Raw genomic sequence first — 21,171 nt, forward strand, 5'->3', positions numbered from 1 at the left:
GTTCTCCTTATTAATGGGACGCGCCCACAGTGATACGTTCCGTTTTAAGTTTACGCTTGATCCAAAATCCGTAAAACGCAATAAACAAATAACATAGTAATGGTATAAAAAAACCAACAGCCATCTTAGAATGATCTGAAATCAATCCCATAATAGGTGGACAGAAGGCTCCCCCTGCAACAGCCATCACCAAGAAAGAAGAAGCTTTCTTCGTCAATGTACCTAGATCTTGAATCCCTAGGGCGAAGATTGTAGGAAACATAATGGACATAAAAAAATATGTCGTAAACAGGCTGAAAACCGAAAGCCATCCGATATCAGCAATGACAACCGTGACCAACACACTATTGGCTATCGCGTACCACATCAATAATTTACGTGGGCTCACAAACCGCATAAAATATGCTCCTGTAAGACGACCGATCCAGAAGGCTCCCATCCCACCGATAGCGAGCAGGATCGAAGCCGCCTGTTCATTATTTTTTGGCATAAAAAACTCGCCAAAATAACCTAAGTGTACCATGATATTGCTGATAGGTGTTTGCAGATCATGAACAGCATCTATGACATAATTGATAAAAAAGGAATTCGTGCCTGTCTGCGCGGCGACATATAAGAATTGTGCCGCAACAGCCAATATAAAAGCTGGATATTGCAATAGCTTTCGTAATGGCGGGTTTTCCTCCCCATCTGTATCGGGTTCTTCTTTGACTTCAGGCAATTTGATGACCATAAAAATAAGCAGAACCACCACTACGATACTACCGATCATCATATAGGGCGTCACTAAAGAATCAAACTTATCATGTTCACCCGTTGACTCCATTCCAAAAACGAAAAGCCCGCCGATAAGTGGTCCTAATATCCACCCAAGTCCATTGAAAGATTGAGAAATATTAATTCGTCGGGCAGCTCCTACCTTGTCCCCCAATACAGTAGAATAGGGATTAGCAGCGGTCTCTAAAAAAGTGAGTCCACAGGCCAGCACAAACAAAGCGATCAGGAAAGGAATAAAAGCGCCTAATGCTGCAGCAGGATAAAACATAAACGCACCTATAGCAAAAATAGCTAAACCAAGGATAATACCTCTTTGATAGCCATAGCGTTTAATGAATAATCCTGCAGGGAGGGCCATGGCCAAGTATCCAATATAAAGGGAAAATTGCACAAAGCCGGATTGCGCTTTGCTGACATGCAAAAGATCCTGAAAATGCTTATCCAGAACATCTAAGAAACCGTGGGCAAAACCCCAAAGGAGAAATAGGCTGCAAATAAAAATGAACGGCACAAGATAATTGACTCCTTGCTCATTGACAAAAAGGGATCTTTTCTTTTTTCTTGGGGATGTCGTGTTCATGGTGATAAAAATTATATTGAAGCCTAAATCTTAGTTATACAGGGGTCCATATACCTGACATGCTCTATAGTCGCTGCCCTCGCTGTCCATTCCAAAAGCTCCCCATGCCGATGGCCGAAAGATTGCCTCCTGCGCAACATTATGCATATTGACCGGAATGCGTAACATCGCTGCCAACGTGATCAGATCTGCGCCGATATGCCCATAACTAATGGCGCCATGATTGGAACCCCAATTGGCCATAACGGCATATACACTAGAAAAATTAGTTTCTCCAGTCAAGCGTGGTACAAACCAGGTGGTTGGCCAGATTTTATCTGTGCGTTCATCCAATATACGATGGACATCTTCTGGTAGATCGATTGTCCATCCTTCAGCAATTTGCAAAACTGGCCCTACCCCCTTTATGAGATTGAGTCGGCACATGGTTACGGGCATTCCCCCCTCAGTGACAAACTTGGACGAAAAACCACCACCCCGCATATAATCTCGATTGGAGGGGTAAAATGTCGTGGCCCTGAGGCAGGCATCCACTTCTTTATCCGAAATTTCCCAATGTGGTTTCATTACAGGCTTGTCCCCAAGGCGCTGTTTCCCCGTACCATCAAGAGTCGCCGATCCGGAATTAATCAAGTGCAGAAATCCATCCGCAGCCCTTCCCTCCGGCTTCCAACCGGATACACGCGCCACAGCCTCAGGACTCCAATAAGTCCGTACATCAGCAAAGATCTGCGCAGTATTGGTCAATAGATAATTAAACAGCATGGAAACCCCATTCAAGGCATCGTTTTCAGTAGCCACCAAATAAGGTGCACGTATGCCATTCCAATCAAATGACGAATTCAATAGTGCTTCGGAAAAATCACCATCCGGTAAGAAATCTGTCCATTGCCGTTGCCCCTGAAATCCAGCCAAGAGCGCATGGTGGCCTTGTGCCTCTTCTCCAAAGCCTTGATCGACAAGTCTTGGATTACCGATCATGAGATCACGCATAATCATCGTCATCTTGACAACAAACTCCCAATCCTGATCTTTCTCTTCGCGGCTTTTGATATTCTTTGGTTGATTAAAGTCTTCACCCTCCTGACAATGGTCACGCGTCCACTTTAATGCTAATTTAAACTCCTCCGGATCAAAAATATGCTGTTGTATCCGGCGTAGGATTTCTGAGGAATCCACATACTCATTACGCATACCCAGGTAACTTTGGAAAAAGTCAGCATCAACGATAGACCCCGCTATTCCCATCGAAACCGAACCGATAGCCAAATAAGATTTGCCCCGCATAATTGCCACAGCTAATCCTGCTCTCGCAAAAGCCAGTAACTTCTCACGCACGTCTTCCGGTATATGCTGATCGCCCATGTCCTGTACATCCTTACCGTAGATCCCAAAGGCTGGTAAGCCCTTTTGATTATGAGCGGCCAAGGTGGCTGCCAAGTATACTGCCCCGGGTCGTTCGGTACCATTAAAACCCCAAATTGCTTTGGGCAACAATGGGTTCATATCCATTGTTTCAGAACCATAACACCAACAGGGTGTGACAGAAAGCGATACACCGACATTCTCCCGCTCAAACTTATCGGCACAGTCTGCGGCTTCTTTTACACCTCCAATACAGGTATCCGCGACAACGCAGACCACCGGTGTTCCATCTGGATATTTCAATTCCGCGTTAAACAAAGCCACAACAGCCTTAGCCATATTCATTGTTGTTTCTTCCAAAGATTCACGAATACCGCCCAGGCGACCATCGATAATAGGGCGAATACCAATTTTAGGATATGTTTTCATATTTGTTACTTTTTAGGTTGACCAAAAATTGTTGAAACACGGGCTAGGGAGGTTCCTAGCACCTTCTCAGCAATTGTATTCAGCTCAGTTTTGTCCCCAGTAAAATGGAAGACACTATGATTGTGTACAATCTGTTCATTGGGTGGAATAAAAGCCGCCGGAGAAACACTTTCAATTTCATAAAAAGGCCCCATTTGCGTACCGTCCGCTAACGGGCCGTCGTTATATGCATTCATTGCATCACCTAGGAAAGGATCTTTTTTTGTCGTCCATTCCTGGTTTAAGTAAGTAGCATTGTTAGCTACGTCAAAAAGGGTAATCGTAAGCACACCTTCATCAACAGCATAACTTCCGGCGATAGGCTTGGCGCGATGAGGTGGTATACCGAGTTTGCCTCTTGACAAACCATCAGCCTTAAAGTATAAAACGCCTTTTTCCATTGCAATCCGATCAGATTGAATCTCACCAAAGTAGTCTGTTGTGGCCACTTTACCTTCAGCCCCTTCTTTATAGGGGATTAAAATCACGGTTTCCGGAGTCGGTGTAAACATATCTAAATTCCATATACAGGGCGCTCCGGTCTTTTTATCCCAGGTAAAATCACCTGTATTTCGCAAGCTATTGGTTGTTTTAAACCCAACAGATTTCACCTTATCCCCTAATACAATGGAAAGCATACCTTCGATCTCCTTGCGTTCCAATATCTCGACCTGACGGTTAACGTTTATTTTGAACTGCGTCCCGGCATAGTTTTGTAGTTCCATATCCTTGGCAAGTCGCACACTTTTCGTGGAGGATGAAACCAAAGACCAACTTTCGGTGTCAATTGCTGCTGGGGTGCGCCAATGATCAAAAACCATCTCCTTTTTCGGTGCAAAAAACAAGGAAAAAGGCCCACCTTCTGGCCCCAGCCATAGCCGATCTTCACCGCCATAAGCATTCATATGTGGATCAACAGCCTGATCAAAAGCTTTGTAGTTGATCCAGCCGAAACTCTTCCCTTCCTGACCTTCTGCGGTAGAAGTAAACACTTTGCCTTGGTATTTGGGCGAAACAATAAGCTTCGCTTCACCTCCAGAAGCTGAAAGGACAATCAGTTGTTGATCCCATTTTTGCAGAAAAGTGAGATCAGCCGCGAAATTAGGCGCAGCTTTCTGCGTGTGCCCTGGTACTTTATTATTACCCTGACAGGCTGAGAACAATACGGAGAATATTATCATAGCTTTGAATAGTTTTGTTTTCATGGTCCCGACCTTTAATTGATTTCTATCCCATTCTTTCCTGGAAGTGGTTTAAATTTGCCGTGAGGCTCCGTTTGGTACCAGTAAGCCACCGAAATAATATCAGATTTCTGCGGCAGATACCGGTCTTCGGACCGCCAGCCCAGATCTTGAACGGTTACCTTTAGGTCACCGTCAAAACGTACAGGATCCAGAATATGCCAACGGTACATTCCAAATCGCTGCTGCGAATCATATATGCCATCCGGACGGATCACTTGATGCAGACCAGCATAAGGTGTAGTAAATTCCTGATATCTACGCGTTTCTTTGTTTTCGAAATTATAAGATCCACAGAAGTAGTCTTCCAGACCCGTGGTGACGATCGTAGCAAACTCTTTATCGCCATCAAGGAAGAATTTGACTTCACCTTCACCCCACCAGCCTGTGTTGTTGACGCCCACAGCCAAATAGGTTCCAACGTAATGTCCTTTCCCTTTTACACCGTCCAGAATGGTATGTAAAGAGCCTTCCGTAGGGTGAGATCTTCGGTATTGCGCATGGAAATAAGCTTCATCATTACCAACCTCAGTCTCGGCATAATTGACTTGATAATAGAGGACCATGGGATGAATACTGACATTCTCCATCGTTATCTTGCATTTTTTTCGAAAAGGCATTTGCCAATAGGAGTTAAAAGCACTACCCGGATTGACTGTCATCGCGAGTGAATTTAAAGGGGCGTATTTATTCCAGCCCATTCCAAAAAAAGCTCCGACAGGTGCTTCAACCGAAGGTTCGGTCTCCCCATCCCAATAAAATCGAATAATGGATTGACTCCAGTTGCCTGTCGGTGTCATCCAGATGTGCTGAATAATTCCCGACCCATCTATTTCGGCCAGCGTAAATGTCTCACCGGCACCGATATGGACATAAGGATTAACTTTCCATCCCACGCCGAGCTCCCGGGCAGCTTTAGAAGCATTTGCCTGGTTACGTACGGCTTCCTTTTCATTGGGGATAGCCATTCCACCTTTACCTTTTCCACCGCTAAAGTTCTCAGGACTGATTGACCTCGTTTTAGCATTCGATAGTTTCGATAGATTACCTAATCCATTTGAATTTTGAGCGAAAGATGTATAACCGAATAGGACTACACACCATAAAAACATGAATCTTTTCATATACTGTAATTGATTATCTTATTGATTGTATATTTTAAACAGTACAAATGAGTGTGTTGCACGCTCTTTTCCATCAGTAAGATGGAGCATTTCCTATTTAAAAATTACATTCAATGGTGTAATAAAATTGAAATTTTAACTATGGACGGTTTATAATCCATGTAATATTTATTTGGAATTTATTCTATATAATCAGTTTTGTAGGATCTTTTTACCTTTAAAGCTTAAACGTTTAAACAAAAAGGGCAAAAAAAAGCAAATGGATCCGCTAGTTTATGTTCAGTTTATAATTATCAGTTATACAAGTATAAGCTTAATCGATTAAATAAACAAAATAAAATTTATATTTTTTTTATTAACATCAAACCCCTCAGCAGATTAGCTAGAAAACCGGCCTTATTTGTACATTTTCACGGTCTTGGGCATTGCACCTACCATCAGCGGGTATAAAAAAACAAAAAAGTCGGAAGAGTAGTTCTTCCGACTTTAACAGGCACAGCCCTATTTTCTTATCGCGTATAGTTCAATAGAACATGGCTAAACGCTATACTTCAAATTTCTTATGTTTACTGGATACTATTCCGCAATAATGGAACGGTCCAAATGCACATAACCACCATCAACATGGATCAATTGGCCTGTTGTATGGCTTGACTTGTCAGATAACAAGAATACGGTTGTATCTGCAATTTCCTCAGCGGTAGTCATGCGATTTTCTAAAGGAATACGATCGGTAATCTTTTTTAATATTTCCGCTGGATTTGGCAGAGTCTGGATCCAGGTATCGTATTGAGGAGTGGCGCATTCAGCAACAACAATAGCGTTTACACGGATTGAATAAGGCAATAGTTCTACAGCCCATTCGCGTGTCAATGCATTTCGCCCGCCATTGGACGCAGCATAAGCTGATGTATTGCCCTGCCCAGTTTCTCCTGTTTTGGAAGATATATTGACAATACTTCCTTTAGATGCTTTCAATGCATCCAATGCATGATGCGCCATTAAATAATAATGGATCAGGTTTTTATGTAATGAAGCTACAAATTTCGTATAATCACCAGATGCCAGACCCACCCCATCATTCTGTCCAGCATTATTCACCAGGCCGTCTATACGACCATAAACTTCAAGTGTCTTTTGTACTGCTTTTTCACAATCTTCAGGTTTGGACAATTCGGCTTCTATACACAAAGCATCAATACCAAACTGTTTCACTTCTTCTTTGACTTTCTCATTGTCGGCCTGCTTACGCCCTACAATAACAGGAATAGCCTGCTCTTTGGCCAAAGCATGCACGACAGCACGCCCTATCCCCTTTGCACCACCGGTAACAATAACTACTTTATCTTTTAAATGAAGATCCATAATAATTTTATTGAATTGTATGTTTCATTGATGAGTGTCTGTTTTCTACATCAACGAACTCGTTTCACTGGTTATTGATTAAAGCTTATCCCAACAGCAGCGAGTTGATTAGACTCGATCTATCTGCCATGAAAGGACTTCAGTATGCATTCTTCCCTTTCATACATACTGAAGTCTTTTTTATAGATTATATATACGTATGGCATTCTCAGCCCAAAACGCATTTTTTTCCTTTTCTGTAAAGTCACCCAATTTATCTTCGACGATAGCGATACTTTCCTCATAGGAGGCCGCTAACAGGCATACAGGCCAGTCCGATCCAAACATAATCCTTTGTTTTCCAAAACGTAGGAAAATATGGTCGAGATACTGTTTGAAATCATCCAACTTCCAGCTGGACCAATCTGCCTCTGTAGCCAGTCCGGACACTTTACAGACCACATTTGAAAAGGCAGCAAGTTTATCGATAAACGCAGCCCACTCATCAAACTCCCTTGATTTAATCGGAGGTTTGGCAATATGATCCAGCACAAATTGAAGGTTTGGATTTTGCTGTACACATTGTAATGTAGCCTGATAATGACGCGGACGGATCAGTAAATCGTAGGTATAGCCAAACGCGGCCAATGCTTTTAACCCATTCAACACAGCTGGTCGAATCAGAAAATCTGGGTCCAGCTCTCCCTCAACAATGTGACGGAAGCCTTTGATCACCGGTAGTTCTTTATAACTTGTCAACTGCTGTTCAATATCTTCGGCCTGGAGGTCAATCCATCCGACCACACCTTTGATAAAGGGGTGGCTTTTGGACAGCTGAACCAAATAGTTCGTTTCCGCGTCAGATTGATCAGCCTGAACGGCCACACTACCTGCAAATCCATTTCGCTCCAATACAAACTGAATATCCAATGGTGTGAAATCTCGTTTAATAACGAGCATCTCGTCTGTAATCCAACTGTCTCTAACAGGATCAAATTGCCAAAAATGCTGATGGGTATCTATGCGCATAATAAAACCTAAAATAGGAGATAAATTAATTTTTTGAATAAGCAACCACAGTCTGACGTGATTCGCCAAGTCCATCTGCACCCAATTCAATCACATCACCAGGTTTTAAGTAAATAGGCGGATTAAATCCAAGACCTACACCCGCAGGAGTTCCTGTTGAAATCACATCTCCGGGCAATAAGGTCATAAATCGAGACACATAAGAAACAACATGTGCAATTGAAAATATTAAATCTTTGGTATTTCCATCCTGATAGGTTTTACCATTAACTTTCAACCAGATACGTACATTGTTAATATCCTTGATTTCCTCTTTGGTAGCCATGAATGGTCCCATAGGCGCAAATGTATCACAGCCTTTTCCTTTATCCCAGGTTCCGCCGCGTTCCAGTTGATACTCACGTTCAGATACGTCATTGTGAAGTACATAACCTGCAACATAATCCAAAGCCTCATTTTCTTCTACATAAGAAGCTTTTTTACCAATTACAATACAGAATTCCACTTCCCAATCCGTCTTTACAGAGTCTTTAGGAATCATCACATTATCGTATGGTCCTATTAATGAAGTCGTGGATTTCATAAAAATAATAGGCTCAGCAGGAATCGGTGCATTTGTTTCCTTAGCATGATCCATATAATTCAGTCCGATACAAACTATTTTAGATGGACGGGCAAAAGGAGCTCCGATACGCTCGTCTTGTGGGATTTCAGTCAGTTTACCTGTATTGGCCTTGACAAATTCCTCTAAACGAGCCAAGCCATCTTCCGCAAAAAATTGCTCATTGTAATCACCACCAAATGCACTTACATCGTAGTTTACTCCGTCAACCTGAACTCCAATCTTCTCTTTGCCAAAGGCTCCAAAACGTATTAATTTCATATTTTTTTATATTTGAGATATGAGATAGTAGATAGGAGAATCTAATGTCTCAAGTCTAACATTTAGTTATTCAATTTAATAAAACCACCATCGATAGGATAGTCATTTCCTGTAATAAACCCTGCATCGTCGCTACAAAGGAAAAGTGCCAGTTTAGCAATTTCCTCGGGTTGTGCCATACGACCTATTGGTTGACTTGCAGACAACTTTTCAAACATTTCAGCCTCTTTACCAGGATAGTTCTTCGCGATAAAACCGTCCACAAAAGGGGTATGTACACGTGCTGGAGAGATACTGTTGCAACGGATACCGAAAGCCATGTAATCACGTGCTACCGACAAAGACATCGCATAGATCGCACCTTTACTCATGGAATAGGCAAAACGATCCGTAATTCCTACCCAGGCTGCAATCGAAGCGAGATTAAGGATAGCACCTGAACCTTGTGCTTTCATAATCGGTACAATAGCATATAACGCATTGTAGGCACCTTTCACATTCACATTGAAAACGCGTTCAAAGTCTTCGGATTTACAATTTTCCAAATTGCCAACGTGAGCAATGCCAGCATTATTCACTAAAATATCAATTTTCCCGATATTTTGAGCTATGTCGATAATTTCCTCTTGATCGGTCACATTACAACGATTGAATACAGCCTGCCCACCTAGAGCCAAAATTTCCGCTACTACAGCATTCCCACCTTCTTCATTTAAATCCAGAATGTGGACTTTCGCTCCTTCTGTAGCAAATTGCACACTGATAGCACGACCAATCCCACTACCACCGCCTGTAATAACAGCTACTTTTTGTTCTAATTTTCCCATTGTTATTTAATTGTTAGTGTTAAGACTAGATCTGCCTCGTCAGTCGATGCCGGCAAATCCAGTCGTAAACTATTATCTTTATTACTAAATTTAATATCCTTATTGCCGATAAATGTCTTTACTTTCTTCACCTGATAAGGAAGCTTGGCAATATACAATTCCTTCTTTTCAGGTTTAAGGATATGCAGGTACACCTGATTTCCTTTTCTAGTCAACGCATAATCATCCGTAGGTGGTACTCCTCCCGCTTCAGTTCCATAGATAGTCTCGCCATAAACAGCTAGCCATTTACCAAGATCTTTTAAGCGATCTTGTTGATAGTCCTGAATCTCGCCGTTCGGCATCGGTCCCACATTGAGTAACAGGTTTGAACCATGTCCCGCAGCTTTAACCAAGTAAGTCAATACTTCTCTAAACGATTTACGTGTCCTATCTTTTAATTCAAAGCCCCAAGATCCAGCAATGGTACCACAAACCTCTTTGGGCAATTTACCCACATCATGTGCACTTGTCCCAAATCCTGTGGTATTTTCTCCTGGTAGATCACGTTCAAACATCTGAAAGTCCTCTCCTTCAAAAGGAGCTAAATGATGATTATTCCCCACCAAACATTGTGGCTGCAACTTATGGATCAACTCATAGATTTCTTTAAAATGCCAATCTTCTTTAGGTTTGTCCCAATGACCATCAAACCAAATTCCATCAACTTGACCATAACTTGTAAGAAGCTCAGTCAACTGACTTTTCATAAATTGGACATAATGATTCCAATCACCTTTTGTAGAATCACGCCCAGCGATACCACCTCCTGTTTTACCTGCAGGTAGGTAATCATTGCGGTTCCAATCCAAAAGCGAGTAATAAAACATGACTTTTATTCCTTCTGCATGACATGCTGCGACCAACTCTTTTACGATATCGCGTTTGAACGGCGATTTTTTCACGATATTATAATCCGAAGTTTGGCTATTCCACATGGCGAAACCATCGTGGTGCCTTGTCGTGAATGTAATATATTTTGCCCCAGCCTGTTTAAATAATTTAGCCCATTCTTTTGCATCAAAAGAAATGGGATTAAAAAATTTAGGCAAGAGTGCATACTCATCCAAGCTGATGTTCTGATTATTCATGACCCACTCACCATCACCCAACACACTATAGACACCCCAATGGATAAAGACCCCGAATCGAGATTGTTCAAACCATTCCCTATTTTTTAAATTTTCAGGACTTGGCTGGTACTGTTGTTGGCTATAACCATAAGAAAATGATCCTATGAGTAAGGCCAAACTGCAGATGACATGTTTTAATTTCATTATGTTCGATTTTTTGGTTATTTACAAAGAAACGCCCCTTCGCCAAGGAATAAAATCATCCTGTCCCAACAAGACTGCTTTAGGCTTGACCTCACCTGAAGCAACTTCAATGACATAATCAAGTATACGATGCGCAGCCTGTTCAATAGTCTCTGTACCTTCGATAATGGTACCACAATTAAGATCTATGATATCAGGCATTTTTTCAAAAGTCTTTGTATTGGTCGATAGTTTTACAACTGGCGTAATCGGATTTCCTGTGGGCGTACCCAAACCGGTCGTAAATAAGACAACATTAGCACCCGCAGCAACCTCTGCGGTAGTACTCTCCACGTCATTACCAGGTGTACATAGTAAGTTGAGCCCTGCCCCATTAGCCAGTTCTGGATAGTCAATCACCGCAGCGACTGGTGAGGTACCACCTTTTTTAGCTGCTCCTGCAGATTTGATCGCATCTGTGATCAGGCCATCACGGATATTGCCCGGAGATGGGTTCATGTAGAAACCCGAACCGTCCGCTTCCGCTTTCGCATTGTAGGTACGCATCAAGCTCATAAATTTCTCCGCAGTAGCTTCATCAACACAACGGTCACTAAGTTCCTGCTCCACGCCACATAGCTCTGGGAATTCAGCTAAAATAACAGAACCACCCAAAGTCACCAGAATATCCGAAACAAAACCAAGTGCCGGATTGGCCGAAATACCTGAGAAGCCATCTGAACCACCACACTCCAAACCGATACATAGTTTATCTAGCTTGGCTGGTTTGCGCTCATTTTTATCCGCCTGCATCATCCCTGCGAAAGTTGCTTTGATTGCTTTTTGCATCAATTCTTTTTCAGTTCCTTCTTTTTGTTGCTCAAAGATGTATAAAGGACGGTCAAAACCTGGATTCCTTTTCTCTATTTCAGCCTTTAAAATGGAAGCCTGTGCATGTTGGCAGCCTAAACTCAATACAGTCGCACCTGCCACGTTGGGATGTGTAATATATCCTGCCAGCAAACCGCATAGCGCATCAGAGTCCATACGTGTACCACCACAGCCCATTTCGTGGTTCAAAAACTTAATGCCATCCACATTTTTAAACAAACGTTCTTGCTCATTTGATGTTGAATTAGCCAATAAATCCTGCCCCAGAATTTGGTTTACATCTGCACCGGATTTATATAATCCGATCAGGTCCTCTACCTCGGAGATATAATTGTTGGCTTTGACCTTATAGCCTAGTTTCTCTTCGAAAGCAGCTTTTAGCGTCAGTACATTCCTGTTTTCACAAAATACCAATGGAATGACCAACCAATAGTTAGCCGTTCCTACCGTACCGTTCGAACGGTGGAATCCGTTGAATGTTTTATCTTTAAATGCAGCAATATCCGGTTTGGTCCAAGTGGTCTTGCGATCACCCATTCTAAAATCTTCGGATGCATGACGTAGATTTTCTGTTGTGATCAACTCACCCGCACCTAAATCACCATTCAGCTTCCCAACCAAAACACCATACATCAATATTTCGGCATCTTGCTTCATAGGCTGAATCGTAAACTTATGTTTGGCCGCAACGGCTTGCTTCAATGTAAACTCTTTACCTTCGAAAACAATTGCTGTTCCTTCAGCCAGGTCCTGCAATGCAACCAGGACATTATCCATTGGATGGATTTGTAAATAACGTTGTATGGCCATAACTTATACTAATTCAAATATTTTATTCATCATTACCCACTTTTCACCTGGTTTGGATCCCGGGATAGCGGCCTGATATTTCCACATCAACTGCTCCCATTCCTGAACTTTTTCATTGGCAGCATCCATAGCAGATTTGCGCTCAAATGAAAAATCTTCACCAACTTCCATATTCATAAACAATCTATTCTCAAAACGATAGATCTCCATTTGCGTTACCCCAGCATCCAAAATCGATCGCTTGATCTCTGGCCACACTGCACGGTGGTAATCCTCATATTCTTTGATCAATTGTGGATCATTGACAAGATCCAATGCCATGACATATTTTTTCATTACTATCTATTAATGTGATTTAAGATTTTCTGTTTCGGCGATGCTCACATTCCTATTCTGAAAGGCAAAAGCCAATACCACGATAAAACATACTAAAGGCACAAAATAACCATATTGAAAATGGCCTGTTGTATCCGATATTAAGCCCAAAAGTGGGGGTAATAACGCTCCGCCAACAATAGACATGACAATCAGACTCGAAGCAGATTTAGTATCTGCGCCGATCCCCTGTACTCCAAAGGCAAAGATGGTTGGAAACATGATGGACATAAAAAATGCGATTCCAATCAAGGCATATAATGTTTGTACCCCTGTTCCAAAAATAACGAACAGTGATAATGCAATCGTAACAAATGAATATATGATCAACAGTTTAGATGCGGAAACAAAACGCATAAAGAAGGTTCCTATAAATCTGCCTAACATAAATGCTAATCCTGCAAAACCGGCATAGTCCGCACCATCTTTCCCTGATATCCCTGCTACTTCTGTTGCATATAGCACTAGAAAGCTTAAGATACAGACCTGAGCACCAACATAAAAAAACTGGGCAATGACCGCCCATCTTACATTTTTATGTCTCAAGGCATGAAAGAAGCCTGCTTTACCTTCTTCCTCATCATCTTTGATATCGGGCAATTTGGTAAAGAAGAACAAAGCAGCAATCAACAGGATCAATACGCCCAAAACAAGGTAAGGCATTTTTACAGAAGCTGTTTCCGACTGGATGTAAGCCAGTTTTGCCTGTTCAGCCATCTGCGCCAATTCTTCTTGCGATTTCGGCTCGTGTGACAAGATAAATTTCCCACCAAATATCGGAGCCAAGAAAGCTGCAAGACCATTGAATGACTGTGCAAAATTCAACCGCTGGGCAGATGTTGCAGGATCACCTAAAATAGCGACATAAGGGTTGGCAGCTGTTTCCAAAATAGTCAATCCGCATGCGACCACAAACAAGGCTCCCAAAAAGAAAGCATAACTTATGGTATTTGCTGCAGGAACAAATAAAAAACAACCTAGCGCAAAAAATAACAATCCGATCAAAATACCGGCCTTATAGCCATAACGTTTCATAATAATTCCCGCAGGGATCGCCATTACAAAATAGGCAATAAATACCGCTGAATCGACCAAGGAAGCCTGGAAATGCGATAAACTAAAGGCATTCCTCAAATGTGGAATCAAGATCGGATCAAGGTTATGGATAAATCCCCAAAAGAAGAACAAGGAGGTCACCAAAATCAAGGCAAATGTGTAACTCTTTTTGTTAGTCATATATTCAAATGGTTATAAGTAGTTATTTTATGTAAAATAAGCCTAAAAAACCTAGACAATATTCAGGTATATTATCAATTTATTAAGCTATATTACCATATCTAAACAGGAATATGTAACTTTAATGCATATATTTCATAGTTATGAAAGCGCAATTACTTCATTTAAATAACAATCTCACCCATTCATTCAACGCTAGACGAGATAATACACCACAATATCACAACATTTGGCATTATCATGAAGAACTTGAATTGATTTATTTTGCAGAGGGATCTGGTACACAGTTTATTGGCGACAGCGTTCGTCGTTTTGAATCTGGAGATATTACACTGGTAGGTTCTAATCTCCCGCATTATTGGCTGTTTGATGAAATCTATCTAAAAGAGGACAATCCACAAGTGGCAGATATACGTGTACTGCATTTTAAAGAAAATTTCTGGGGGAATGAATTCACCAATCTCCCTGAGAACAAAAACATCAAAGACTTGATACGGATTTCGAAAAGGGGGATAGCGCTTTCTAAAGCAAGCAAGGCTGAAACAATAACACATATTGATGCCATACTAGACAACGCTGGTACAACAAGAATCATCCACCTACTGCAAATCCTCACATCTATTGCCACAGAGGAGCAGCATGATCTATTAACCAGCACAGGCTTTACGATTCAGTCTCAGGATCAGGATGCTGACCGCATGCGCATGGCCATGCACTACATCGGCGAAAATTATCGCGACCAGATCCGCCTAGAGGAGCTTGCCTCATTGACAGGAATGACGCCTAATTCATTTTGCCGTTATTTTAAATCGCAGATAGGTAAGACACTTTTTCAGTTTCTAATTGAAATGCGTGTAAAGACGGCATGTAATTTATTACTTGAAAATAAACAAACGATCAAACAGATCTGCTTCGAGTCTGGGTTTCAAAACTTCTCGAGTTTTCATAAATATTTCAAGAATATCACGGGCACAACCCCACTTAACTATCAAAAATCAAAAACGTAATACGATTTTTCCCAACAAATTCGAATCCTCCATCAATTGATGTGCCTTTGCAGCTTCATGATAAGGCAAAACACGAAACAGTCTGGGTTTGAAATCACCAGAAATGAGCTTAGGCCATACCTCAGTCCAGATCTCATTACGTAATGTTTCTTTAAATTGATGATCTCTTGCTCTTAGGGTACTTCCGGTAAGTAGAATTCTTTTTTGCATCAATTTGAGCAAGTTGATTTCTGCTTTAGCCCCTTGCATGGCGTTGATATAGACCAGGCGGCCATCGGGGTTCAAAAGATTGATGTTTTTTTCGAAATAGGCACCACCTATACTGTCTAAAATCACATCAACTCCCAAGTCAGCCAATACCTGCTGGAAGTCCTTAGTTTTATAGTTTATTACTTTTGATGCACCTAGTGATTGGCAAAAAAGACCTTTCTCCTCCGAACTAACGGTTGTATAAACTTCCGCACCGAATAACGCCCCTAATTGAATAGCTGTACTACCGATTCCGCCGGCCCCACCATGCACCAGGAAGTGTTCCCCAGATTGTAGTTTTCCCCTGCGAAAGACATTGTCCCACACGGTGAATACTGTCTCAGGGAGTGCCGCCGCTTCTTCAAAACTTAGATTGGCCGGAATAGGGAGACAATGTCCCTGGTAAACAGAAACATAACTCGCATACCCACCACCGGCAACCAGCGCACATACTGAGTCACCAATATTCCAACCATCGACCAAAGAGCCTTTTTCCACTATAATACCTGCCACTTCGAGCCCTGGGATACGTGGATCAACACCTGGAGGTGCCGGATAATTTCCCTTTCGCTGGAAAACATCGGGCCTATTCACACCCGCCGCCCTGACTTCGATCAATACCTCCATATCTCCAACCAGTGGTCGCTCTAGTTCCTCAACCCTTAATACCTCTGGATCACCTGGCTTGCTTATCACAACTGCTTTCATCTGTAAATAACTATTTATTATGTTTCTAATATCTCATCTCACATCCAGTCAGGATAACAATGTCTTGTTACGCCCGGATGCCTATCAGGATTTCTTCGGGTATTTTTGTAAACGAATATTCAGTGAGAGCATAAAATAACGGGCTAAGCGATTATTTTGAACATCCAAGATATCATTTCCGACAACAGCACGGGATATTCCAGTATTCTGATTCATTAAATCGAAGCCCTGAAACCGCAACATACCCAGATTATTTCGTCCAAAAGTATATTCCATATATGCATTGATGATCGTAGGACTAATATTGCTCCAAGAACTTGAATATCCCGCGTTAAACTTTTGGGATAGCTCCAGCCCCATGGTGAAATGCTTTCCTAAATACGCCTTGGAACCAAGCCCTACTATTCCAGAATGTGCCGTGATATTGTCCCGAAAAGGCCAATCAAAAGTCGCCCGATTCAACGAATAGTTACCATTTAATTCGGCCTCAAAAATATCATTCCAAGCATAACGAAATTGAATGGCCTGAGTAATTAAAATATGCCCACCAAAACTCTTCTTATCATTAATGAAAGAGATATTGTTATAGTAATCCCCATTTCCATTGAGACTCAGCTGCAAATTATCCGAGAATAAAGAGGCTGTAAAAAGGTAATAGCTTTTAATATCAAAATACCCATCCGTATTCCGATAGGTTGTTTTTTGTATGGTAGAGTTAGGCTCAATGGTTCGATCAGCAACAATTTTATCATTTACCAGATTATAAGCAAAACTTGCTTCAAAATACTGTCCTTTTCCTGTCATTGATTTGCGGTACTTCGAAACAATTGTATTTGCAAATTCTGATTTTAACTCCCCGTTTCCAACAACAATATTTTGTGTATTTGTATTATCTACCACGGGTTGTATCTGATAGAAGTTAGGTTGATTATTACGTCCATAGTAATCTATGGATAGATCTTCGTCTTTGGTAAACTTCCACTTTAATCCAGCTGAGGGTACAAAATTTACATTCGGATAGGAGGCTGGATTATCTTGACCGGTTAGGGCGCCTTTCAATTCTGAAGCCTGAACAGCAAAGCCAAAATTTAATTTGACGTTTTTCCCCACATCCTGCCGATAAATCATTCCGACCTTATTACTCGCAAAAGAATAATTATATTTTGAACTCAGTGAATCGATAAATATAGGTTCCTTCTCAGAATTCGTATGATCGAAAGTTGAACGGCTAGCATCTATTTTTGTGTAATCAAGGTCATAGTTGATCTCTAACACACCTCCCAGATCCACGGGTTCGACAAGAGACAGGCGGCTCTGAATATTTTTGCTCTCGTTATCCGTTCGGATCATTTGATTTAGAAAGGTCTCCGTTATTTTAGGCGGAGCTACTGTACTGTCTATACCCTTGTTGTTATCGCGCAGTACTTCGTCCTTATCCAACGCATTAAAATCTGTATGAAAAGTATATAATATTTTCCGGCCAGGCTTGTCAAAACTCCTCGTATAAAACAGGTCCAGGGCTGCGGCTGGGCTTTCCGTACTATTAGCAGCTTCATAATTACCTGTACTGCTCAACCTGTTATTCTTGATCCGTCGATCCTTTAATGTTCGACTTGTCGAATTAGTCCAGGAGAGCTTTGGAGAAATCTTCAATTGGTCTTTTGCTGAGAGTTTCATATCGAAATCCCAATCCATTTTATGTGTCCGATCAACAGACTTTATCCTATAGTCCTCATAATTACTGATCGAGGTATTCACTCCTTTTCCAGAACCATAGATGGACTGTAAAAGAGAATTTCCGACAGTATAATTGTTGCGTTGTGTAAAAGAATATTTTCCGCTGGCATTGACAGTCTTTGAAAGTGGGCTGGAAAAACTAGCTCCGACGGAACTTATTTTGTTGACACCATCTGTAGGGTCAGCAAAATCGGCCAACTCCCCCATTTCCCGTTCCCGCTCGCCTCCATTTGGCGAACCAAAAGAAAAGAGATTGGTATTTGTATTATTGATAGAGGATACAATAGAATATTCCTTTCCATTATCAAATCTATTTACACCAATACTTCCAAGGTAGCGGTCGGCGGTACCTCCACCCACTGTTGCCTGTCCAAAAGTGATTTTTTTCTTATCCTCTCGAAGTACAATATTCAATATCTTTTCAGATTCGGTGCTTTTGATTCCTTTGGCCGTCGCTTCGTCTCCATAAAAATCAATAACCTGCACGCTTTTCACAAAATCTGCGGGAAGATTTCGTGTAGCAGTCAGGACATCCCCGCCAAAAAATCGCTTACCATCAACTTTTACCGAAGATATGGGTTTTCCGAAGGCGTAGACAGATCCATCTCTGGATACTTGCACATTTGGTAAGGCTTTAAGCGCCTCCTCTAAAAGTGCACGCCGATCGAATTGAAAAGCGTCTAAATTAAATTGTACAGTATCTTGTTTATAGACAATAGGCTTATATTTGAGAATAACAATCTCCTTTAATAAAGAAACATGTGGAAACATGGTCAATTTCCCGACGTCCAGTTTGGCCGTACTACTATTGTAAAGTGGATAACTACGTTCGAGAATACTCAAACCTATTTGCGTACAGCTTATCCGAATATCGTTTCCTAAAACACGTCCGAAGTGAAAATATCCCGTTGCTGATGTTGACGAAAACAGTGTGTCCCGAGAGCTCGTCAAATGTACACTAACACCTTTGAGAGGATTGCCAGCAGTATCTATAACAATTCCATAAACCTCTTTTTTTGTCGCCTGACCAAACGTATTCCTCGGCAGAAAAAACAAGCTTATAATAGTTAACAAAAGTATAAACCGGATGATATTCCCGCCCCTTAGTTTCATCAAACAGACTTTGCAATAATACAATTCAATATAAGAAATTCTTAAGCTATTAACGTAAAAAGTTGTGATTTTGTATAAAAAAAACGAGTTGTCAGGAAAACAACTCGTTTTTACTACTAAAATTCTTATGATTTGTTACTCACCAGCAAAGGTTACCTTAACAAGGTGTTTGTCAATTTCCCAACGTCCAGTACCATCTTCACCAATTACATCAAATAGTTCCAGGATACGTCTTGCAACAAATTCCTCCTCTACTTGCTCTTCCAAGAACCATTGTACAAAGTTGAACGTCACGTAATCCTTAGCTTTTGCACATTTGTCAGCAATGTTATTAAATTGCTCTGTTACAAACATCTCTTGCTCTAATGTCTGCTCAAATACACCACGGAATGATTCGAAATCTTGTGGAATACCTGTAATCTCCGGAGAGATTGCACGACCACCACGATTATTGATGTAGTTGAAAAGTTTCAACATGTGCTCACGCTCTTCATTGGACTGTTTTGCAAAAAACTCAGCCGCATTTTCCAAACCTTGATCATCACACCATGAAGACATTGCCAAATATAACGCTGAAGAGTGTGCTTCAACTTTAATTTGTGCATTTAGTATATTTTCGATCTCTTCTTTCAAAGAAGATTTCAATTTCAATAAATCTTTCATATTTACCTTAAGTTTAATTTCTAAAACAACATCAAGTGATATACCTTATCATCTGATTACATTACAAAGATACATCGGATTTCGAAAATCTGTATAAATAATATGCAATACAAATTCAGTCTAAATTAGACAAATAAACCACAACTTGTTTAGAATCAATACAATTACAAATACCGATCATTGCTACTTTCAATAGCCCATAAATTTAAAGAATAGGAAAGTATTTAGGTGTAATAAATACCGAATTACAATAAACACAAGAGAGAGACAGCGAACACTTATTTAATTTTAATTTAAATAAGTATTTAGCATAACAGAAAAAAGCGGTGTATGCCCTGATTGGACATATACCGCTTTTCCGATATTTTTATATAAGGTATTCTTCTTTATGCTAAGACAGCAAATGGAGAAACTTGTAGACAGGTTCTGATGACGGAATTTAATTCCATCATAAATTTAGCTCCATCCAGTAATTCACGAAGTTGAAGCACATCCTCTACAGCAAGAATAAAACATCTTTCTGTACGAAAAGGCATAACAATTTCAAAATCAGAAGAACGTGTTGTATCATTAATCATCCGCTCCACATCAATTGAATCCATACGCTTCTTGAATTTCAAAAAATCCGACACCGAAAAAGATGTAGTCTCATTATTATACTCCAACCAGAAGCAATTTTTACGACTACATTGATAAACCTTACCAGCTGCAGTGGAAAACACTTCTTCAACATGTGCTAATGGACAAACCAATTCTGACATTTCTATTACCCTTCTCTTTTAAACTGCTCAAAAATAAATATTATTTATAATCAATCCAAGTAAAATAAGTGATTATTTTGATTTAATATAAATAAACTACTTTATTGTTAATACCATCGCGAAACTGTCCTCCTCTATCGTAATATAAACAGCGCGAAAAGCCCGGGATAGTCCTGAACCGGCTAGAGAGATCTATAAATTAACTGACTAGCCAATTCATAAAATTCCATAGCAATCAATACGACAAACTCCTTCCAAAAAAAAGGAGGTCAATTATAGATTGACCTCCTCCGTTAAAATGTATGTGTTATATTTTAATCGTATTCTTCCTCTTCTTCTTCCTCTACGGAAAGTACTTCTTTGCGATTAGTAACGACTGTATTTTTTGTCTTTGTTTTATGTTTATTAATCTGCCTACGTAAGGACTCTACGGCGATATCCGTTGCCTCCTCAAAACTCTTCGCCTGCCCTTTTGCGAAAAGTTGGCTCCCTGGGATGTTCAGTTTGATTTCTGAAATCTTATTTGCCTCGTCATCGACATTCTCCAATCGCAGGTAGCATTCACCACCGATGATTGAATCCAAAAACTGCTCTAATTTTCCTGTTTTCTTTTTAATGAATTCGATTAACTTTTGATCTGCATTAAATCGAATGGATTGCACAGTAATGTTCATTTTTCCTCCTTTTT

18 protein-coding genes are annotated in these 21,171 nt (G+C 40.7%); 1 reads left to right on the forward strand and 17 read right to left on the reverse strand.

Translation table 11 applies throughout. From position 1 onward, the window contains the following. Window positions 1-10: 10 nt before the first annotated feature. The 12 genes from fucP (ABFX33_RS08155) to fucP (ABFX33_RS08210) form a co-directional block, all read right to left on the reverse strand. The gene (fucP, locus tag ABFX33_RS08155; protein WP_346085411.1) at window positions 11-1,357 is read right to left on the reverse strand and encodes an L-fucose:H+ symporter permease; all 1,347 of its coding nucleotides are present in this window, start codon (window positions 1,355-1,357) and stop codon (window positions 11-13) included. A 30-nt stretch (window positions 1,358-1,387) separates the two neighbouring features. Further along, entirely contained in the window at window positions 1,388-3,151 is a 1,764-nt protein-coding gene (locus ABFX33_RS08160) for an L-fucose isomerase (protein ID WP_346085413.1), read from the reverse strand. A 5-nt stretch (window positions 3,152-3,156) separates the two neighbouring features. Continuing rightward, window positions 3,157-4,395 (reverse strand): DUF6786 family protein, encoded by a 1,239-nt coding sequence (locus tag ABFX33_RS08165; RefSeq protein WP_346085414.1) that lies wholly within the window; start codon window positions 4,393-4,395, stop codon window positions 3,157-3,159. 11 nt (window positions 4,396-4,406) lie between these two features. Then, window positions 4,407-5,555: a glycoside hydrolase family 172 protein gene (locus ABFX33_RS08170; protein WP_346085415.1), complete on the reverse strand. Its 1,149-nt coding sequence runs from the start codon at window positions 5,553-5,555 to the stop codon at window positions 4,407-4,409. 576 nt (window positions 5,556-6,131) lie between these two features. Continuing rightward, window positions 6,132-6,920, reverse strand: a complete 789-nt coding sequence (locus ABFX33_RS08175) for an L-fucose dehydrogenase (RefSeq protein WP_257087855.1) — start codon at window positions 6,918-6,920, stop codon at window positions 6,132-6,134. A 180-nt stretch (window positions 6,921-7,100) separates the two neighbouring features. Next, window positions 7,101-7,928, reverse strand: a complete 828-nt coding sequence (locus tag ABFX33_RS08180) for an amidohydrolase family protein (protein ID WP_257097417.1) — start codon at window positions 7,926-7,928, stop codon at window positions 7,101-7,103. Window positions 7,929-7,953: 25 nt separating this feature from the next. Further along, window positions 7,954-8,811 carry a fumarylacetoacetate hydrolase family protein gene (locus ABFX33_RS08185; RefSeq protein ID WP_346085418.1) on the reverse strand — a complete coding sequence of 286 codons (858 nt, stop codon included), beginning with the start codon at window positions 8,809-8,811 and terminating at the stop codon, window positions 7,954-7,956. 62 nt (window positions 8,812-8,873) lie between these two features. After that, window positions 8,874-9,638 carry an SDR family NAD(P)-dependent oxidoreductase gene (locus tag ABFX33_RS08190; protein WP_223583433.1) on the reverse strand — a complete coding sequence of 255 codons (765 nt, stop codon included), beginning with the start codon at window positions 9,636-9,638 and terminating at the stop codon, window positions 8,874-8,876. A 2-nt stretch (window positions 9,639-9,640) separates the two neighbouring features. Then, window positions 9,641-10,954, reverse strand: coding sequence for an alpha-L-fucosidase (locus ABFX33_RS08195; protein WP_120259114.1), 1,314 nt, complete (start codon window positions 10,952-10,954; stop codon window positions 9,641-9,643). Window positions 10,955-10,975: 21 nt separating this feature from the next. Beyond that, complete coding sequence (locus ABFX33_RS08200; protein ID WP_346085419.1) at window positions 10,976-12,634, reverse strand: UxaA family hydrolase; 1,659 nt, start codon at window positions 12,632-12,634, stop codon at window positions 10,976-10,978. A gap of 3 nt (window positions 12,635-12,637) precedes the next feature. After that, window positions 12,638-12,970, reverse strand: coding sequence for an L-rhamnose mutarotase (locus ABFX33_RS08205; RefSeq protein ID WP_257087854.1), 333 nt, complete (start codon window positions 12,968-12,970; stop codon window positions 12,638-12,640). A 9-nt stretch (window positions 12,971-12,979) separates the two neighbouring features. Beyond that, window positions 12,980-14,245: an L-fucose:H+ symporter permease gene (fucP, locus tag ABFX33_RS08210; RefSeq protein WP_346085421.1), complete on the reverse strand. Its 1,266-nt coding sequence runs from the start codon at window positions 14,243-14,245 to the stop codon at window positions 12,980-12,982. 143 nt (window positions 14,246-14,388) lie between these two features. On the opposite strand from fucP (ABFX33_RS08210), the gene ABFX33_RS08215 reads away from it, so the two are divergent. Continuing rightward, window positions 14,389-15,252: an AraC family transcriptional regulator gene (locus ABFX33_RS08215; RefSeq protein WP_346085423.1), complete on the forward strand. Its 864-nt coding sequence runs from the start codon at window positions 14,389-14,391 to the stop codon at window positions 15,250-15,252. Here the strand turns inward: ABFX33_RS08215 and ABFX33_RS08220 are convergent. From ABFX33_RS08220 to hpf, 5 genes are all read right to left on the reverse strand, one after another. Then, on the reverse strand, window positions 15,241-16,209 hold the full coding sequence (locus ABFX33_RS08220) for an NAD(P)H-quinone oxidoreductase (RefSeq protein WP_346085424.1): 969 nt from the start codon (window positions 16,207-16,209) through the stop codon (window positions 15,241-15,243). The genes ABFX33_RS08215 and ABFX33_RS08220 overlap by 12 nt on opposite strands. 84 nt (window positions 16,210-16,293) lie before the next feature. Further along, window positions 16,294-19,059, reverse strand: a complete 2,766-nt coding sequence (locus ABFX33_RS08225; RefSeq protein WP_346085426.1) for an outer membrane beta-barrel protein — start codon at window positions 19,057-19,059, stop codon at window positions 16,294-16,296. 135 nt (window positions 19,060-19,194) lie between these two features. Then, entirely contained in the window at window positions 19,195-19,722 is a 528-nt protein-coding gene (locus ABFX33_RS08230) for a ferritin (RefSeq protein WP_108637070.1), read from the reverse strand. Between the two features lie 386 nt (window positions 19,723-20,108). Then, window positions 20,109-20,483 carry a DUF6686 family protein gene (locus ABFX33_RS08235; RefSeq protein ID WP_257087846.1) on the reverse strand — a complete coding sequence of 125 codons (375 nt, stop codon included), beginning with the start codon at window positions 20,481-20,483 and terminating at the stop codon, window positions 20,109-20,111. Window positions 20,484-20,797: 314 nt separating this feature from the next. Continuing rightward, the gene (gene hpf / locus ABFX33_RS08240; protein ID WP_120259123.1) at window positions 20,798-21,157 is read right to left on the reverse strand and encodes a ribosome hibernation-promoting factor, HPF/YfiA family; all 360 of its coding nucleotides are present in this window, start codon (window positions 21,155-21,157) and stop codon (window positions 20,798-20,800) included. Window positions 21,158-21,171: the final 14 nt, after the last annotated feature.

The sequence above is a fragment of the Sphingobacterium ginsenosidimutans genome (assembly GCF_039536865.1).
GTDB classification, from domain to species: domain Bacteria; phylum Bacteroidota; class Bacteroidia; order Sphingobacteriales; family Sphingobacteriaceae; genus Sphingobacterium; species Sphingobacterium detergens.